Source organism: Ensifer adhaerens (assembly GCF_020035535.1).
In the GTDB taxonomy this organism is placed as follows: domain Bacteria; phylum Pseudomonadota; class Alphaproteobacteria; order Rhizobiales; family Rhizobiaceae; genus Ensifer.
Genome location: NZ_CP083349.1, coordinates 3,099,105 through 3,115,816 on the forward strand (window position 1 = coordinate 3,099,105; position 16,712 = coordinate 3,115,816).

14 protein-coding genes are annotated in these 16,712 nt (G+C 62.0%); 7 read left to right on the plus strand and 7 right to left on the minus strand.

Features of this window, described 5'->3' with window-relative positions; genetic code table 11:
* The first annotated feature begins 2 nt into the window (after positions 1-2).
* The gene (gene ctrA, locus LAC81_RS15310; protein ID WP_025424706.1) at positions 3-704 is read left to right on the plus strand and encodes a response regulator transcription factor CtrA; all 702 of its coding nucleotides are present in this window, start codon (positions 3-5) and stop codon (positions 702-704) included.
* 289 nt (positions 705-993) lie between these two features.
* Here ctrA and LAC81_RS15315 read toward each other — a convergent pair whose 3' ends face one another.
* Together LAC81_RS15315 and chpT are read right to left on the minus strand one after the other, a co-directional pair.
* Positions 994-1,356 (minus strand): response regulator, encoded by a 363-nt coding sequence (locus LAC81_RS15315; RefSeq protein WP_113538666.1) that lies wholly within the window; start codon positions 1,354-1,356, stop codon positions 994-996.
* Positions 1,357-1,615: 259 nt separating this feature from the next.
* Positions 1,616-2,260, minus strand: coding sequence for a histidine phosphotransferase ChpT (gene chpT / locus LAC81_RS15320; protein WP_223725496.1), 645 nt, complete (start codon positions 2,258-2,260; stop codon positions 1,616-1,618).
* 275 nt (positions 2,261-2,535) lie between these two features.
* Between chpT and LAC81_RS15325 the strand changes: the two genes are divergently transcribed.
* Together LAC81_RS15325 and LAC81_RS15330 are read left to right on the plus strand one after the other, a co-directional pair.
* On the plus strand, positions 2,536-3,126 hold the full coding sequence (locus LAC81_RS15325) for a DUF1134 domain-containing protein (protein ID WP_223725497.1): 591 nt from the start codon (positions 2,536-2,538) through the stop codon (positions 3,124-3,126).
* Between the two features lie 158 nt (positions 3,127-3,284).
* Positions 3,285-4,451, plus strand: a complete 1,167-nt coding sequence (locus LAC81_RS15330) for a hypothetical protein (RefSeq protein ID WP_223725498.1) — start codon at positions 3,285-3,287, stop codon at positions 4,449-4,451.
* A 98-nt stretch (positions 4,452-4,549) separates the two neighbouring features.
* On the opposite strand, the gene LAC81_RS15335 is transcribed toward LAC81_RS15330, so the two are convergent.
* Both LAC81_RS15335 and LAC81_RS15340 read right to left on the minus strand, forming a co-directional pair.
* The gene (locus LAC81_RS15335; RefSeq protein ID WP_223725499.1) at positions 4,550-5,386 is read right to left on the minus strand and encodes a TrmH family RNA methyltransferase; all 837 of its coding nucleotides are present in this window, start codon (positions 5,384-5,386) and stop codon (positions 4,550-4,552) included.
* A gap of 4 nt (positions 5,387-5,390) precedes the next feature.
* Entirely contained in the window at positions 5,391-5,774 is a 384-nt protein-coding gene (locus LAC81_RS15340) for a hypothetical protein (protein ID WP_223725500.1), read from the minus strand.
* A gap of 29 nt (positions 5,775-5,803) precedes the next feature.
* Between LAC81_RS15340 and LAC81_RS15345 the strand changes: the two genes are divergently transcribed.
* The gene (locus tag LAC81_RS15345) at positions 5,804-6,832 is read left to right on the plus strand and encodes an RluA family pseudouridine synthase (protein ID WP_223725501.1); all 1,029 of its coding nucleotides are present in this window, start codon (positions 5,804-5,806) and stop codon (positions 6,830-6,832) included.
* A gap of 213 nt (positions 6,833-7,045) precedes the next feature.
* The gene (rpoH, locus tag LAC81_RS15350; RefSeq protein WP_113538660.1) at positions 7,046-7,951 is read left to right on the plus strand and encodes an RNA polymerase sigma factor RpoH; all 906 of its coding nucleotides are present in this window, start codon (positions 7,046-7,048) and stop codon (positions 7,949-7,951) included.
* Positions 7,952-8,090: 139 nt separating this feature from the next.
* On the opposite strand, the gene LAC81_RS15355 is transcribed toward rpoH, so the two are convergent.
* From LAC81_RS15355 to LAC81_RS15365, 3 genes are all read right to left on the minus strand, one after another.
* Complete coding sequence (locus LAC81_RS15355; protein WP_223725502.1) at positions 8,091-9,788, minus strand: hypothetical protein; 1,698 nt, start codon at positions 9,786-9,788, stop codon at positions 8,091-8,093.
* Positions 9,789-9,951: 163 nt separating this feature from the next.
* Positions 9,952-12,270: a hypothetical protein gene (locus LAC81_RS15360; RefSeq protein ID WP_223725503.1), complete on the minus strand. Its 2,319-nt coding sequence runs from the start codon at positions 12,268-12,270 to the stop codon at positions 9,952-9,954.
* Between the two features lie 63 nt (positions 12,271-12,333).
* The gene (locus LAC81_RS15365) at positions 12,334-13,632 is read right to left on the minus strand and encodes an adenylosuccinate synthase (protein ID WP_113538658.1); all 1,299 of its coding nucleotides are present in this window, start codon (positions 13,630-13,632) and stop codon (positions 12,334-12,336) included.
* Between the two features lie 206 nt (positions 13,633-13,838).
* Between LAC81_RS15365 and LAC81_RS15370 the strand changes: the two genes are divergently transcribed.
* The gene (locus LAC81_RS15370; protein WP_223725504.1) at positions 13,839-14,720 is read left to right on the plus strand and encodes a DMT family transporter; all 882 of its coding nucleotides are present in this window, start codon (positions 13,839-13,841) and stop codon (positions 14,718-14,720) included.
* Positions 14,721-14,846: 126 nt separating this feature from the next.
* Positions 14,847-16,658, plus strand: a complete 1,812-nt coding sequence (locus LAC81_RS15375; protein ID WP_223725505.1) for a methyl-accepting chemotaxis protein — start codon at positions 14,847-14,849, stop codon at positions 16,656-16,658.
* Positions 16,659-16,712: the final 54 nt, after the last annotated feature.

Genomic DNA, 16,712 nt, shown 5'->3' on the forward strand with positions numbered 1-16,712 from the left:
ATATGCGGGTTCTATTAATTGAAGACGACAGTGCAACGGCTCAGAGCATTGAGCTGATGCTCAAGTCCGAGAGTTTTAACGTCTACACCACCGATCTCGGTGAAGAAGGCGTCGATCTCGGCAAACTTTATGACTATGACATCATCCTTCTCGACCTCAACCTGCCGGATATGTCCGGCTATGAAGTCTTGAGAACGCTGCGTCTTTCCAAGGTGAAGACCCCGATCCTGATTCTTTCCGGCATGGCTGGCATCGAAGACAAGGTCCGCGGCCTGGGCTTTGGCGCCGATGACTACATGACCAAGCCCTTCCACAAGGATGAGCTGGTTGCCCGTATTCACGCCATCGTCCGTCGTTCCAAGGGTCACGCCCAGTCGGTCATCTCCACCGGTGAGCTGATCGTCAACCTGGATGCCAAGACGGTCGAAGTCGGCGGACAACGCGTCCACCTGACCGGCAAGGAATACCAGATGCTCGAGCTGCTTTCACTGCGCAAGGGCACGACGCTGACCAAGGAAATGTTCCTGAACCACCTCTACGGCGGCATGGACGAGCCGGAACTGAAGATCATCGACGTCTTCATCTGCAAGCTGCGCAAGAAGCTTGCAAACGCTGCCGGCGGCGCCAACTACATCGAGACCGTCTGGGGCCGCGGCTACGTGCTGCGTGAGCCGGATGGCGCCGAGTACGCCGAAACTGCCTGATTTCCCGCCAGGGCTTGCACCGACCCCCGCATGATGCGGGCCCGACATTTGAGATTTTCACAGGACCCGCCAATTGAGGCGGGTTTTGTTTTTGGACGACCCGATCGCGCTGCGCAGCAGCGCTCTTCGAGCCTACGAGGCGTCCGGTCGCCGGCAATATTTACCCTCTCCTCTCCCGTCGCACCCAACGCCGCTCAACGCTTGGCCTGCGTTGGCGGCACCAGGCAACAAAAAAGCCGCGGCAAAGGCCACGGCTTCGTTTCATTTCGAAAGATCGGGGTAAGGCGGCTCAGGCCGCCATCGACTGGCTCGCGAAAACGCTGGTCAGGATCTTGCGGTCGAAAGGCTTCAGCAGGAAGTCGTCGGCGCCGGCACGCTTTCCGGCCATCATCTTCTTGAGATCCGCCTCGACGACACAGTAGTAGATCCGAACTGCCGGACCGTTCGGAAGCCGCCGGATGTTGCCGATGAGTTCGAGTGCGCCATCCAATCCGGCGTCAATGATCAGGATATTCGGGAGCTCTGCTTCGCAGCGGACAAGCGCCTCGAGGCTGTTCGATGCCTCGTAAACCATGAAGCCCATGCCGGACAGGATACGTTTCCCAACTTTCCGGACCACATCCGAGCCGTCGGCAATCATCAAGCGCCGCATGTCCTACTCCCTTCGCAACTTACCTATACGCGTACTCGCAGGCTGGAAACAACTCTATACAAATTTGGGAAAGAATTCGTTACGGAGCTTGCTTAACGGCGCCTTTCTTTGCCGACTCAACCATCTGAAAACATTAATTTTTCCAGAACTGGACGCAAGTGACGAGAAACGCGGCGCACGCGTACGGCCCCACGCCAAGACGCGGAGCCGCACGTTTTCAGGACTTGGATCGAAGTGCCTGTAGCCGAAAAATGAAACCTCAGGCTGCAACGCGGGTGGTGAAGATGATCTCTTCACCGGTCGATGCAACCTCGATCGTCATGCCGGCTTCCTCGCCGAGCAGCACGGTGTAATACGGCTGGATCGAATGCGCATCGACTGCTTCTTCCGGCGTGCCGCACAGGAGTTCCGTCAGTCTCGGCGGCACGCGCATCATGCGCCCCTTCGCGACCAGGGTGAAGACAGCGTCGAGTTCCGGGTTCTCGAGCGTCACGTCGATCGAACCGCCACGCGGGATCGCGCCGTAGGCGATGAGGAAGAGGTTCAGCAGCAGCTTGACCCGGTTCTTGGCGATGATCGCGCGCGGACCGTGCCAGTTGACCTCGGTCTTCTTCTCGGCAGCCGCAAAATCCTTGGCGGCCTTTTCCGCTTCGCCGGTGTCGATCGACGCACCAACCGAGCCGGAGGCGCCGAAAGCGAGACGGGCGAACTTCAGGCGAACCGATGCGTTCAGCGCGCTGGTCCGGATCAGGTCCATCGCATCCGCGTCGGCACCGCCTTCATCAAGCAGTTCCAGGCCGTTGTTGATGGCACCAACCGGCGAGATGATGTCGTGGCAAACGCGGCTGCACAGAAGCGCGGCCAGATCGGGTCCCGTCAATGTCAGGTTCGGATTCGTTGCCATCGTGTATCCTTATTGGTTCCGCCGGCCCACCGCTTGGGGGCACGCGCCATCGTGACGCCGGTAAAGCCTCACGCGAAAAGACGCAAGTCATGGGCTGCCCGGCGCAGCCGTTCATCAGTGGATCATAATGACACCACATTTGGTAAACCGATTGTTAAGACCATCGGTTCAAATTGCATGGAATTGGTCCAGACCCTTCACTGGCCGCACAGTGATCTGACTGGCGGCCGCTGCAAACCCGCAAGCGAGCAATTTCGCGCCTGACGGAGGAAACGATGCATCAGATCATGAAGGCAGCCACGCAGGCTTGCCGTGTTGTCCTGGCCACGATGTTCCTGGTCGCTGCTGCCCAATCGACGGCGCATGCCCAGTCCGCGAACAACAGCCAATATACGATGCAGGAAATCGTCGACGCCGGTCACGGCTTCTTCGGCGAAACCTCCGGCGGTCTGGCGAAGGTCGTCGAACGCGCCTTCGAGCGTTACGGCCTGCCCAACGGCTACATTCTCGGGCAGGAAGGCTCAGGCGCATTCATCGCCGGCCTCACCTACGGCGAAGGCGAACTCAACACCAAGAACGCCGGCCAGCATAGCGTCTTCTGGCAGGGCCCGTCGCTCGGTATCGACTGGGGCGGCCAGGGCAGCCGCGCCATGATGCTGGTCTACAATCTGCCGAGCGTGCCGGCCCTCTACAAGCGTTTCGGCGGTGTCTCCGGTTCGGCCTACGTCGTCGCCGGCGTCGGCATGACGGTTCTGACCGACGAGCAGATCGTCGTCGTTCCGATCCGCACCGGTATCGGCGCACGGCTCGGCGTCAACGTCGGTTACCTGAAGATGACCCAGACGCCCACCTGGAACCCCTTCTGAGGCACTGGTCGCGCTGGCGTGGGCAAAATCCCGCGCCAGACACTTGCAGCGCACGAAACGTCATGTTTAGTGCAAGGAAGCGGAAATGCGCAGCGCCTGCCGGACCGCGAGGTCCGGCAGGCGCTGCGGTTCCGATACAGTTTTGAAACGGCCAGCTCGTGATACAATTCGCGCTTCTCTTTGCCCTGGGCTTTCTGACGGCGATCATCATCGGTCTGCTGGTGGCCCCGGCGATCCACCGCCGCATCGTGCGGTTCGCCGAGGACCGCTTGAAGGCGACCATGCCGCTCAGCCCGCAGGAGGTGCGTGCGCAGAAGGATGCAGCCCGCGCGGCCTACGCCGCCGAAAATGCGCGCACGCAGCAGGCCCTCAAGCGCGAGCGCGACAAGGGCGTGGCGCTGATGCTGACCAACGAGAAGAGCTTGCAGGAGGCGCGGCGCCTGACCGGCGAGAATTCCGACCTGAACGCCCAGCTTGCCGACATGAACGTCGAAGCGGCAGATATGCGCTCCGCCATCCGGCAATTCGAACAGCGCCTGGAACGGATGAAGACAACGCTCGACGGCGTCGAGCGCGACAATGCCGCTAAAGCCGACGAAATACAGAAGCTCGGCGTGCACCTCGCCCATCATGGCGCCGAAATCGACAATCTCAAGATCACCCTGGCGGCGCGCGAGACCGAGGTCGAGCATCTGAAGAGCCGTATCGCCACCTTGCGCGACGAGCGAGAAGCCCTGCGCGGCGATCTCAAGGCCGAGACGACCCATTCCAAGGAAATGGAGCTTCGTCTTTCACATGACGAAACTCGGCTACACCGGTTGGAAGACAAGCTCGCGCGTGAGATGGCCACCAGTGCCGACCGCGAGAGTGCGCTGGAGCGACGCGCCGGCGAAATCGAACGACTGAAGACCAAAGTGAAGGATACCAACCAGGAAATGCGCGACGCAGCCAAGGCCCTGCGCGCCGCCGGCATCGCCTTCCCGCTGAGGAAGGAACGCCGTCCGGCCACCGAGCAATCGGGCAACCGTTCCGCGGCCGCCGTTGCGCCGGCAACCGAAATTCCAGGTTCTGCCACCGCCGACGATCTGCGCAACCGCGCTACCGCTCTTTCGGAGCGCCTGACCAATTCCAAAACTGCCGCCCATGACGACGCCCTGCGCGACGAGGTCGCGTCAATCGCTGCCGGCATGGTTGCGCTGACGGCAACGAACGAAGGCCCCTCCTCCCCCATTCTCAACCTGTTGGCCGGCGACGGGAACGAGGAAGCCACGACCAAGCGAGAGAGTTTGGCGAAACGGGCAAAGGACATCCTGCCGCGCGAATAGACGGCTAGACCGCCTTACGGTGGACGCTTGACGCGCGTCGGCCACCACTGGCGGGCAGGCGAGCCTCTTCCTGTCGCTCGAAGCTTGAGAACGCGGCGTCAGATCCGGCCGTTGATCAGCGCCACCTGGTGAAGGGCGATACCGGCTGCGGTCGAGACATTGAGACTGTCGAGGCCCGGGCGCTGGCGGATGCGCGCCGTGCGGATCGAGGTCAGCACCGATTGCGGCAGCCCCTCGCCTTCGGTTCCCATGAGAAGCGCGGTGCGCGCCGCCGGCGGGATCGCGCCAAGATCGGTTTGGCCGGCGGGCGAGAGCCCCCAGATCGCAAAGCCTGCCCCCTGCAGCCGTTCCAACATGGCAGCCACGGAGCCTTCGCGCGCGAAGGGAACGGTCAGCACCGAGCCGACGGAGACCCGGATCGCCTTGCGGTACATCGGATCGCAACTCGTCTCATCCATCAGCACGGCATCGACCCCAAAGGCCGCGGCGTTGCGGAAGAGAGCCCCCATGTTGTCGTGGTTGGAAATGCCGCAAGCCGCCAAAACGAGGCTCGACGTCGGCAAGGACGCGATCAATGCATCGCGGCCTGGCTCACCTTCGCGGCGACCGAGCGCCAGCACGCCCCGGTGCATGTTGAACCCGGCGATCGCGTCGAACACCCCCGCCCCCGCCACATAGACGGGCACCGTCGGCGGGAAGCGCTCAAGAATATCCTGAACGCCGGCCAGACGATTTTCGAGCAGCAGGATCGCCTCGGCGGCAAAACCGCGCCCGGCTTCGTGCGCCGCTGCCAGCATGCGCAACACCACCGTGCCTTCGGCGATGAAGCGGCCATGCCGCCCGGTCAGATCGCGCTCCTTGATCGAAACGAAGCCAGCAATCCGGGGATCGGCGGGGTCATCGATGCGCTGAACGGGCGGGAGGGCGCTCGACATACGGTCAGTTGGTCCTGACGGTAATGTCGGCGACGATGCGACCGGTGCCGATATCGAACACGATGGCACGCGGCTCCGATCCCGGAAGGTTGCCATAGAACAGCACCTGGGAGCCGGAGAGCGCCACGTTCGTCACCGTGAAGCCGGCGGGAAGTGCCGCGACCGCATTGACCGGTGCTTCGCTCGGAACGACGGCAGCGGCAGCCTGGACGGGTGCCTTGGCGTCCGTGCGCGTCAGCTTGTAGACAATCGTCCCAAGGACGGCCATAAGCATGACCAACATGACGCCGGCCGAGACGAGCTGAAGCTTCACCATCTTGCGGCGGACATTTTCCATGGCCGGATCTAGCGGCTTGTCTTCCTGGTCATCGGGCTCGATTGCGGTCATGGTTGGCCTTTTTTCGGATTTGGAACGGAATGAACGACCCCTTTAAACAAGCGACGGCCAATAGGAAAGTCCTGACGGCGGGCGAGGATGCCGCAGGACGCCTCGATTCGTTCCTGACCGACGCACTTTCGGGTGAATTCTCCCGCAACCGGATCAAGAGCCTGATCGAACAGGGCGCGGTGTCGATCAACGGCAAGCCGGTAACCGAACCGAAAAAGAAGGTGCATCCCGGCGACATCTTCGAGATGGACCTGCCCGAGCCGGAAGATCCGGAACCGAAGGGCGAAGACATCCCGCTCGACGTGCTCTACGAGGACGATCACCTGATCGTGCTTTGCAAGCCCGCCGGTCTCGTCGTGCATCCCGGCGCCGGCAACTGGACCGGCACACTGGTCAACGCGCTCATCCATCACTGCGGCAGCAGCCTGTCGGGCATCGGCGGCGTCAAGCGCCCGGGCATCGTCCATCGCCTCGACAAGGAGACGAGCGGCGTCATGGTGGTCGCCAAGAATGATGCCGCCCATCGCCATCTCTCCGAACAGTTTGCAGACCACGGTCGCACCGGCCCGCTCGAACGCGCCTACCGGGCCGTCGTCTGGGGGCGACCGCGGCAGCTGAAGGGAACGATCGACGCGCCGCTCGGACGGGCCGGCGACCGAACGAAACGCGCGGTCAAGCGCGAGGACAGCGACGACGCCCGCGAAGCCATTACCCACTATGAAGTCGTCGAGCGTTATCTCGAAAAACCCGACGGCACCTGCCTGGCATCAACGGTGGAATGCCACCTGGAAACGGGGCGCACGCACCAGATCCGCGTCCACATGGCGCATATCGGCCATCCGCTGATCGGCGATCCGGAGTATGGCGCTGCCTTCCGCACCAAGGCGAATTTGTTGCCGGATGCAGCCAAGGCCGTCGTCAATCAATTCCACCGCCAGGCCCTGCATGCCTTCATGCTGCAGTTCGAGCATCCGGCGACCGGCGAGACCATGCACTTCGAAGCACCCATGCCGGTCGACATGGAGCAACTGATCGAGGCCCTGCGCACCGAGGCGTGAGCCGGGCCCTTGAATTCCGGCAGTGGGATTCCAATCTAAGGTTCAGTCTCTGTTCGTGACATTCCCGTCGCCCGGCCTCACACATTGGTGAAACCGGACTCCTTGAATCATGCTTTCGCCGTACTTATTTTCTAGGCTCGTGGGGTCTTGACGAAGACCCACATGCCCGGCTTGCCGACCGGAGGCCGGAGACTATTAAGGGGGGTGCTTCATATGGCCCGAAACAATTTGCCAACCATTGCCGCTGGAGAAGGCGGCCTCAATCGTTATCTCGACGAAATCCGCAAGTTCCCGATGCTGGAGCCGCAGGAAGAGTACATGCTCGCCAAGCGGTACCAGGAACATGACGACCGCAAGGCGGCGCACAAGCTGGTGACCAGCCACCTTCGTCTCGTCGCCAAGATCGCGATGGGTTATCGCGGCTACGGCCTGCCGATCGGCGAAGTCGTATCCGAAGGCAATGTCGGCTTGATGCAAGCCGTCAAGAAATTCGAACCCGATCGCGGTTTCCGCCTCGCCACCTACGCCATGTGGTGGATCAAGGCGGCGATCCAGGAATATATCCTGCGCTCGTGGTCGCTGGTGAAAATGGGCACGACCGCCAACCAGAAGCGGCTGTTCTTCAACCTGCGTCGCCTCAAGGGCAAGATCCAGGCGCTCGATGAGGGCGACCTGAAGCCGGAACACGTCAAGGAAATCGCCACCACGCTCAAGGTGAGCGAGGATGAAGTGATCTCGATGAACCGCCGCCTTTCCGGCGACGCTTCGCTCAATGCCCCGATCAAGGCGAGCGAGGGTGACTCCGGCCAGTGGCAGGACTGGCTCGTCGACGACCACGACAACCAGGAAGAAATCCTGATCGAGCAGGACGAGCTTGAAAGCCGCAGGGCATTGCTCGCCAATGCGATGAAGGTGCTGAATGACCGCGAACGCCGCATCTTCGAGGCGCGCCGCCTGACGGAAGAGCCGCTGACGCTCGAAGATCTTTCGGCCGAATTCGATATCAGCCGCGAGCGCGTACGACAGATCGAGGTTCGTGCTTTCGAGAAGGTCCAGGACGCTGTGCGCAAGGCCGCCCTTGAGCGCGCCAATGCATTGCGGGTCGTCGAGGGCGCATAACGCTCTTCACGCCATGCGGGCGCTAATGCGCCCGTGTACAGAGCCAAACAAAAAACCCGGCGGATCGCTCCCCAGCCACTTACTTAAATGTGGAATCGACTTTCGGGTCGATTCCACATGATTTAGCTCTCTCTAAAATTCAGTCGAAATAGAGGATATCCTCGAAGCGAACTGGCCCCTTGGCGAGGCCCAAGCGCATGGCTGGTGTTTGGCCGTCCTTGCCCTTGGCGATGAAGTTGAAGTAGGTGCGGAAGATCACCAGGCACTTCTCGACCATGTCGGGGGAGTAGAACCCGTACAGGTACCATTTTCGCGCCGCACGCCTCGGATACGACGGCGCTCGTTCCAGCCCGGCGATGCTGCGGCGGACCTGCATGAAGAACCTGTCGACCTGGTGGAGCGAGACATCGTGGAGCACCCTTGCGATCTGCAGGCCAGTCCGTCTGCCGTCGTCCGTTAGCAGGCGGACGCGCTTTCCGGGTTCTGACTTGTTGATGTACGGGTAATCGACCTCGGTGGTCCTGAGGTGCTCGCTTCGCTCCGAGGTGCTCATCCGATCCAGCCCGCTAATCTGCAGGAAGAATGTCAGCCAAGCCACGAATGGATGAAGGAAGGGATAGGCCTCCTCGGCGAGCGCCTTGATCTTGTTGGCCGCCATCACCCGCTCGTTCTTCTCGTCGATGGTGGAATTCTTGTCGAACGACATAACCGCGACGTCGAGCTTGCGGGCCATGGCCTTGTCGACCCAGCCCGCCAGGACGGCGGTCGGGAGGCCGGGGTCAGCGTCGAGCGAAAAGTACACATGGTCGGCGCGGCCGAGCAGATGGCGGAGATATCGGAAGTGCCCTATTGCCAGATAATCGATGTGAACCATCGCCCCCTGCCTGGGTAGCTGGCGGTCTTCGGTCATGTGCTCTGGCGACTCCTGGTCCTCGCGGACTGGTCGAAACACGTTCGATGGAAGCGACAGGGCGCTGGCGTAATCCTCGAAGTTCCAAAGGCGGGCGTACTCCCGGAAGGCGGGCCGCTTCAGGAGATCGTCGCATTCCTCGACGAGCTGCTGGACCTCCAGCGTATTGAAACGTAGATCGAGCTGCGGGTGGCAGGCGAGGACGTATCCGGTGTTGAGGCAGCTCGTCACGATTGCCCGGAACTGGATCGTCTTGCGCATCGCCTTGGTCGGCCAGTTGACCATGTAGTCCTGCATGTCCGTGCAGAGACGCATGTCGCCCAGGTCCATCGTGGGAAGGCGACGCTCGCGGTCCGCGACGAACTTGGCGCACTGGCCGTGGATAAAATCGATCTTGTCGTAAACCGTCTTGATATTCAGGCCCGTGACCTGCGCGATCTTGGCAAGGGCGACCTTTGCGACGAGAAGCTGGAAGACGGTCTTGTTCTCGTGCGACTTCCGATGCCTTGCATGCCGCCTTGCCGCCGAAAAGGTCGTCCGGCATTCACGGCATCGGTATCGTGGGTCGCCGCTCGCGTTGGTGCCGTGGCGGTAGTATTCTCCGGGATGCGAATCAAGCGGCTTCGAGTGGTTCGAGCAGGTCTTCTTCGTGCACCTGTGGCCAAGAGGTGCGGCGAGCGACTGTAGGTGTCGGTCGAACTCCTCCCAAACGGCCTTGTTGCTTTTGACGATGGAGGACGTGCCGCATGTCGTGCACCTGAGGACAGCGTTATCGTCCCTCGCTGAAACCTTATACGGTGTCCGATTGTTGTCTGATCGGGATCGCCCTCGACCGTCCTCCAGCTCCGCTGCAACGCCGAAGTTTGGGCAGTGCGGATTTTTACAGAAGTTGACGTTCACTCCCTGGAAGGGGAGAGGCAGTCGCAAGCGTTTTTGGGTCTCCGAAAAAATCTCCGGCATACGCAATACCCCCGATAACCGGGGTTATAAGGGGTATTGCTGAAGACGGTCCTAACGATTCCACATTTAAGTAAGTGGCTGGGGATCGCTCCAGCCGGGTTTTTCTTTGCTCTTCGGATCTCTCTCCGGATTACTGGCTGTTGGTCGCCGCGTCCGTTGCCGGTGCGGCCGCCCAGGCGCGCAGCACCTGGTTGAAGGCGTCGGTTCCGCTCGGGCCCTTCTCCAGCGTCAGCAATGCGCGGCGCCCGTTCCTGTAGGTCAGCGGAATATCAATCCAACTGCGGCTGCGCAGCAACTCCGTGTTGTTGCCCATCGCGTCCTTCGAATCGTTCAGCGCGATCATATGGAAATCGTCGGTGATCTTGGCCGGAACGGCGATCAACGCATCGCCGCGGTCCTGCTCCGTACGCTTCATCGAAACGCGCTGTACGCTGTCGATCGCGCCGCCTTCGAAATTCGGAGGCAGCGAGAAGACGAATTCGATGACATGGCTTGCCGGCAACGACTCGTCAGCGTTGCGCTTGATCGTCATCAACGCAGTCAGGCCCCGGTCCGGAATGGTGATCTGCGCCTGGACGGCCGGTTCAGGCTTGGCGTCGCCGCCAGGCGATTCTTCCTTTACCGACCACGCAACGGTTCCCGGAATGGCCGTCGGCGAAGACTGGCCGAGACGCTCTTCGTAGAGGAACATCTTCTCGCCGTTGGCGATGGCAATCTCCGGCGTTGTCGGCTGGCCACCGGGCTGCGTGCCTGCTGCCTGCCCCGCCGTTCCACCCTGGGCAGTGGCTGCTTCCACAGGCTTGCTCGCCTCGGTCTGCTGCGCTACCGACTTGCCTTCCTGCGCGGCACCTTCGGCGCTCGCGACGGCAGGGCCATTGTCGACTTCGGATCCGTCACCCAGAAGCCGCTGCGTAAACTTCGTCGAATTGTTGTCCGGGACCGCCGTGTCGTCGTGCTGTACCGGTTGCTGCTGCGTCGTCTCGCCCTGGTTTGCTGGCGGAGGAGCGCTCTTTTCTGCCGGCGATCCTCCGATGTTTGAAACGGCCGAAGTAATCGATGCGACGATGCCCGAAAGCCAGGCGTTGCCGGCTTCCCGGTTCTTCCAATAGGCAAAACCGCCGCCGCCGAGCGCCAGCAGAACGAACGCAGCGATGGCGAGACGCTTGATGCTGAAGCGCGATGGTTTCGGCGTGGCCCGGTAAGATGCCGGTCGCGATGCCGCGGGCGCCGCTCCGTCGGCGCCACGATCCGGCTCGCGCGCAACGGTGGATGCCGCTGCACCCGCCGTCGCCGCAGCCGCGGCGCCCTCCAAGCCGAGCAGGTCGTCGATGTGGTCCCAGGCCGTGCCGGCACGGTCTTGCTGGCTCTGGGGAGCATCCGCAGCGGCAGCCTGTCCGGTCCTTTCGACGGGCCAGGACCAATCGGCAATCTCCGGCTCAACGCTCTTTTCGGTTCGCCGTTCCTCGAACGGCGCAAACGGGTCGTTGTCATCGAACGACCAATTACCTGCAGAAGCGGCCTTGGGGGCCTCGACCGGCGCCTCCTGCTGCGGTTCTTCGACCGGATGCATGCCCAGAAGCTCGGGCGTACCGGCCGGCTCATGCACGTCGCGCGCAGGCTCATGCGCCGGGACAGGTGCCGCTACCGGCGTTGCAGTGTCCCATTCCGGCAGATCCCATTCGGATACGGCCGGCTTATGTTCATCGACCGCCGGGGCCTCGTGCCACGTCGGCTCTTCGACCGGACGAGGCTCGTCGTCTACGGACGGCGGCGCGACGGTCTCTTCATATGTTTCAGCATAGGTTTCGACCGGAGCGGGCTCAGAATATTCCTCAGCCTCGTAGGCTGGGGCAACGGCGTGTGCCTCTTCGACGACGGGAGCGTTCGTCTCCTCGACCGGCACCTCGGTCGTTTCGATGTATTTAGCAACCGGTTCTTCTGCAGACGGTTCGGCTGGAGCTACCTCTCCGGCTTCGGCCTCGTGTTCGGCGTGCTGCGTCGGCTCCTGGTAGACCTCGGCACGGTGGTCGAGTTCCGTGCTGCTTACCGCTTCCGGTGCCGCTTCCTCAGCGGCTGCAACCGGCTCGCTTGCAGCAACCGGCTCGGGCTGCGCTTCGGGTTCGGGTTCGGGTTCGGGTTCGGGTTCGGGTTCGGAAACGGCTTCCTCGACTGGCGGCTCAACGGCTACGGCTTCGGACGTGTCCTCCACCGCCTCCGTTTCTTCGAGAGCCGGCAAGGCTTCGGCATATTCGCTGTCGACCTCGACGATGGCGTTTTCGAGTTTCGCCAACTGGCGATTGATCATGTCGTCCGACGGACGCGGGTTCATGTTTTCGAGTTGGCGGCGCACGGCCGCGCGCGCCTTCTCGTATACCCTGTCCCGCATTTCGGGTGTGTTTTCCGACAGGCCGTCAACGGTCCTGCGAATAACTGCAACAAAATCCGCCATTAGTACTTTCTCATACGCCCAGGTATGTCTTTGCGATCGCGACGCAATGTCATTTCGCCGACACTAGTCCTCAAAGGGGTCCGTCACAAGTATCGTGTCGTCCCGCTCCGGGCTGGTGGAAAGAAGAGCAACCGGCGCGCCGATCAGTTCTTCCACCTGGCGAACGTATTTGATCGCCTGTGCCGGAAGATCCGCCCAGCTGCGTGCGCCAACCGTCGATTCCTTCCAGCCTTCGAGTGTAACATACACTGGCTTTGCCGAAGCTTGCTGCGCCTGGCTTGCCGGCAGATGGTCGATCTGCTGTCCGTCCAGAGTATAACCGACGCAGATCTTCAGTTCGTCAAGACCGTCGAGCACATCGAGCTTGGTGAGCGCGATACCGGTGATGCCGTTGGCGGCGACCGACTGGCGCACCAGTGCGGCGTCGAACCAGCCGCAACGGCGCTTGCGACCCGTCACGGTGCCGAACTCATGACCCTTTTCGCCGAGGAACTGGCCGATTTCATCGGTGAGCTCGGTCGGGAACGGGCCTTCGCCGACGCGCGTCGTGTAGGCCTTGGTGATGCCGAGGATGTAGCCGAGCGAGCCCGGGCCCATGCCCGAACCGGCGGCAGCCTGGCCGGCAACCGTGTTCGACGAGGTGACGAACGGATAGGTGCCGTGGTCGATGTCGAGCAGCGTGCCCTGCGCACCTTCGAACAGGATGCGCGCGCCCTTGCGGCGGGCCTTGTCGAGCAGAACCCAGATGGTGTCCATGAACGGCAACACCTTGGCGGCAACAGAAGAAAGCTCCTGCATGATCGCATCGTGGCTGATCTCGGCTTCACCGAGCCCGCGACGCAGCGCGTTGTGGTGCGTCAGCAGGCGGTCGACCTTGGCCGGCAGGGTGTCAAGATCGGCGAGGTCCATGACGCGGATGGCGCGACGGCCGACCTTGTCTTCGTAGGCCGGGCCGATGCCGCGGCGCGTGGTGCCGATCTTGGTGCCGCTGTTGGAGGCCGCATCCTCGCGGATACCATCGAGTTCGCGGTGCAGCGACAGGATCAGCGTGGCGTTGTCGGCGATGCGCAGGTTGTCCGGCGTGATCGCGATGCCCTGCTTGCCGAGCTTGTCGATCTCGGCGATCAGCGCATGCGGATCGATGACGACGCCGTTGCCGATGACGGCAAGCTTGCCGGGACGGACGACGCCCGAGGGCAGGAGCGACAGCTTGTAGCTGACGCCGTCGATTACCAGCGTATGGCCGGCGTTGTGACCGCCCTGAAAGCGCACGACGATATCGGCGCGCTCGGAGAGCCAATCCACAATCTTGCCTTTGCCTTCGTCACCCCATTGGGAGCCGACCACTACGACGTTCGTCATAATTCTCTTCCTGTTCAGGCGCGCAAACGAGGCTGCGCTGTTCTCAAACCCGCGCATCTATACTGTGTTGTCATCTGGAAAGCGACCCCGTTGTGTCCGGCGTTCCGCCCTTTTTGCATGACAAGGCCGGGATTTAGCACCTATATCTTCGCCTTTCCCCGCCATCGCGGCAACAGGTCGCCCATCTCCACACAGGTCAGAGCATCGTGAATTCCAGGGCCTATTTCTATCTCTGCATCACCGCGCTCTTCTGGGGCGGCAATTCTGTCGCCGGCAAGATGGCGGTCGGACACGTGAGCCCGATGATGCTGACGACCTTGCGCTGGGTATTCGCTCTGATCGTCATCCTGGTGCTGATGACGCCGCAGATCCGCCGCGACTGGGACAAGATCCGCCAACATTGGCTGCAACTGCTCGCCTATGGTGCGATCGGCTTCACCACCTTCAATGCCCTACTCTACTCGGCGCTGAAATATACGAGCGCCATCAACGCCGTCATTCTCCAGGCCGGCATCCCGATGCTGATCTTCCTGTTCAACTTCGTCCTCTTCCGCACGAGGGCGTCGATCGCCCAGGTGATCGGCTTCACCGTTACCCTGATCGGCGTGCTGGTGACTGCCGCCCATGGCGACATTTCGAGCCTGCTGACGCTGGAGTTCAATTTCGGCGACGCCCTGATGATCGTCGCCTGCGTCGTCTATGCCGGCTACACGGTAGCGCTCCGCTACAAGCCGACGATGCATTGGCAGAGCTTCATTGCGGCACCGGCCTTCGGCGCGCTCCTCAGCGCCCTGCCGCTGCTCTTCTGGGAAATCGGCAGCGGCACGGCGGTCGTGCCAGACACCACCGGGTGGGTCATCGTTCTCTATGCGGCGATCTTCCCTTCGCTGATGTCACAGGTACTTTATGTCCGTGGCGTCGAGATGATCGGCGCGAACCGGGCGGGCCTGTTCATCAATGCTATCCCCGTTTTCGGAACGCTGCTTTCCGTTATGCTGATCGGCGAGACCTTCCATCTTTTCCATCTCGTCGCCCTCCTGCTGGTGCTTGGTGGTATCGCCGTTGCCGAGAGGGGTCGCCCGCGCTGAAGGGCTTCACGCCTGCCGGGCAAGCGTCGCGCGATGCAATCGCTAGAACTCGGGAGTTGGCTTAAGCCTTGGTTAGCAGATGAGTGTTTCTGTCCCCGCCAGGATATTCTCCCTGGGGCTAAGGCAGTGAAAAATATTAGAATTTCGACACGTATCTATTTATTGACGGCGATGGCGCTGGTCTTCATGGCAGCAGCCATGGCCTACAAGACGCAGGTTGCCAACTCCGAAGTCAGCGACGAGCGCCGGCAGATGCTGCGCAACGTCACGGAGGCAGCGATCTCCACGATCGCAAGCTTCGAGGAACAGGAACGCAGCGGCGCGCTGACCCGGGAAGAAGCCCAAAGCCGCGCCATTTCGGCGGTCATGGCCATGCGCTTCGGCCAGGACGGTTATTTCTTCATCAATAGCTTCGACGGCATGATGGTCGCCCATCCCCTTGCCAAGCAGCTCGTCGGCACCGACATCCGCGGCCTGAAGGACACCAACGGCAAGGCCTTCAACGTCGAACTCATCGCACTCTCCCAGAACCCGGGCAGTGGCATCGTAAACTATTATTGGGACAAGCCCGGCCACGAGGAACCGGTCGAGAAGTACTCCTACATCCAGGGCTTCAAGCCCTGGGGTTGGGGGGTGGGTACCGGCGTCTATGCCGACGATCTCGCTGCCAAATACAATGCGTCGCTGCTGATGACGATCATCACCACGGCGATCGCTGCGATCGCAACGCTTGCCGCCGCCATGGCGATCGGTCGCTCGATCAGCCGGCCGATCAACCGGCTGAAGGACGTCATGCTCGAAGTGTCGAACAACGACACCCGTTCGGAAGTTCCAGATACCGACCGCCGCGACGAAATCGGCCACATGGCGGATGCGCTTGTCGTGCTGCGCGCCTCGGTGATCGAACGCAACGCGCTCGAAGTTCGCCAGCGTGAGCAGCAAGTGGCACTCGACGGCGAGCGCAGCGCGAACGAGGAAATGCAGCAGGCAACCGCCCGCGTGCAGGCCCATGTCGTCAGCACCATTGGCGGCGCGCTGGAAAGGCTCGCGAGCGGCGACCTCACCACCAACGTGCCGGATCTTGGTTCCGACTACGAGAAGCTGCGCCAGGACTTCAACACCGCCGTTGCCGCGTTGCGCTCGACCGTGAGCGCAATCGCCGATTCCACCTCTGTCGTCACCGGCAATGCCAACGAGATAAGCCGGGCAGCCAACGACCTGTCGCAGCGCACGGAGCAGCAGGCGGCATCGCTCGAAGAAACGGCAGCCGCCCTCGACGAGATCACCTCTGCGGTCCAGAACTCCACCAACCGCGCCGAGGAAGCGACCCGCATGGTCGCCGAAGCCCGCCAGGGTGCGGCCGCCTCGAGCGAGGTCGTCCGTGACGCCATCCATGCGATGGGTCGCATCGAACATTCGTCCTCCAAGATCGGCGAAATCATCGGCGTGATCGACGACATCGCCTTCCAGACGAACCTGCTCGCACTGAATGCTGGCGTCGAGGCCGCGCGGGCGGGTGACGCTGGCAAGGGCTTTGCCGTGGTCGCGCAGGAGGTGCGTGAACTGGCACAGCGTTCGGCGACGGCTGCCAAGGAGATCAAGGGGCTCATCACCGCTTCCGGCGTCGAGGTTTCGGCCGGCGTACGTCTCGTCGAGGCGACCGGTTCGGCGCTCGGCGATATCGAACGCCGGGTCAACGAGATCAACGAGCGCATCGTCGCCATTGCGACCGCGGCGCGGGAACAGTCTGTCGGGTTGCGTGAAATCAACACCGCCGTCAACCAGATGGACCAGATGACTCAGCAGAACGCGGCCATGGTCGAGCAGACCTCGGCGGCGAGCCAAGCTCTGGCCGGCGAAAGCAACGTGCTGTCCGGTCGGCTTGCCCAGTTCACCGTCGATGAGAGAGAGTGGCGCCCGACTCGGCGGGCCGCCTGAACTCCCATCAATCAAGACAAAGAGAAATGGCGCCGGTTTCCGGCGCCATTTTCA

Excerpts from the sequence above, each read along its gene's own strand:
- LAC81_RS15360 (WP_223725503.1), bottom strand. The coding sequence starts at position 12,270 with ATGGCGGATTTTGTTGCAGTTATTCGCAGGACCGTTGACGGCCTGTCG.
- LAC81_RS15345 (WP_223725501.1), top strand. The coding sequence starts at position 5,804 with ATGAACGACCCCTTTAAACAAGCGACGGCCAATAGGAAAGTCCTGACG.
- rpoH (WP_113538660.1), top strand. The coding sequence starts at position 7,046 with ATGGCCCGAAACAATTTGCCAACCATTGCCGCTGGAGAAGGCGGCCTC.
- LAC81_RS15340 (WP_223725500.1), bottom strand. The coding sequence starts at position 5,774 with ATGACCGCAATCGAGCCCGATGACCAGGAAGACAAGCCGCTAGATCCG.
- LAC81_RS15365 (WP_113538658.1), bottom strand. The coding sequence starts at position 13,632 with ATGACGAACGTCGTAGTGGTCGGCTCCCAATGGGGTGACGAAGGCAAA.
- ctrA (WP_025424706.1), top strand. The coding sequence starts at position 3 with ATGCGGGTTCTATTAATTGAAGACGACAGTGCAACGGCTCAGAGCATT.
- LAC81_RS15315 (WP_113538666.1), bottom strand. The coding sequence starts at position 1,356 with ATGCGGCGCTTGATGATTGCCGACGGCTCGGATGTGGTCCGGAAAGTT.
- LAC81_RS15325 (WP_223725497.1), top strand. The coding sequence starts at position 2,536 with ATGCATCAGATCATGAAGGCAGCCACGCAGGCTTGCCGTGTTGTCCTG.
- chpT (WP_223725496.1), bottom strand. The coding sequence starts at position 2,260 with ATGGCAACGAATCCGAACCTGACATTGACGGGACCCGATCTGGCCGCG.
- LAC81_RS15335 (WP_223725499.1), bottom strand. The coding sequence starts at position 5,386 with ATGTCGAGCGCCCTCCCGCCCGTTCAGCGCATCGATGACCCCGCCGAT.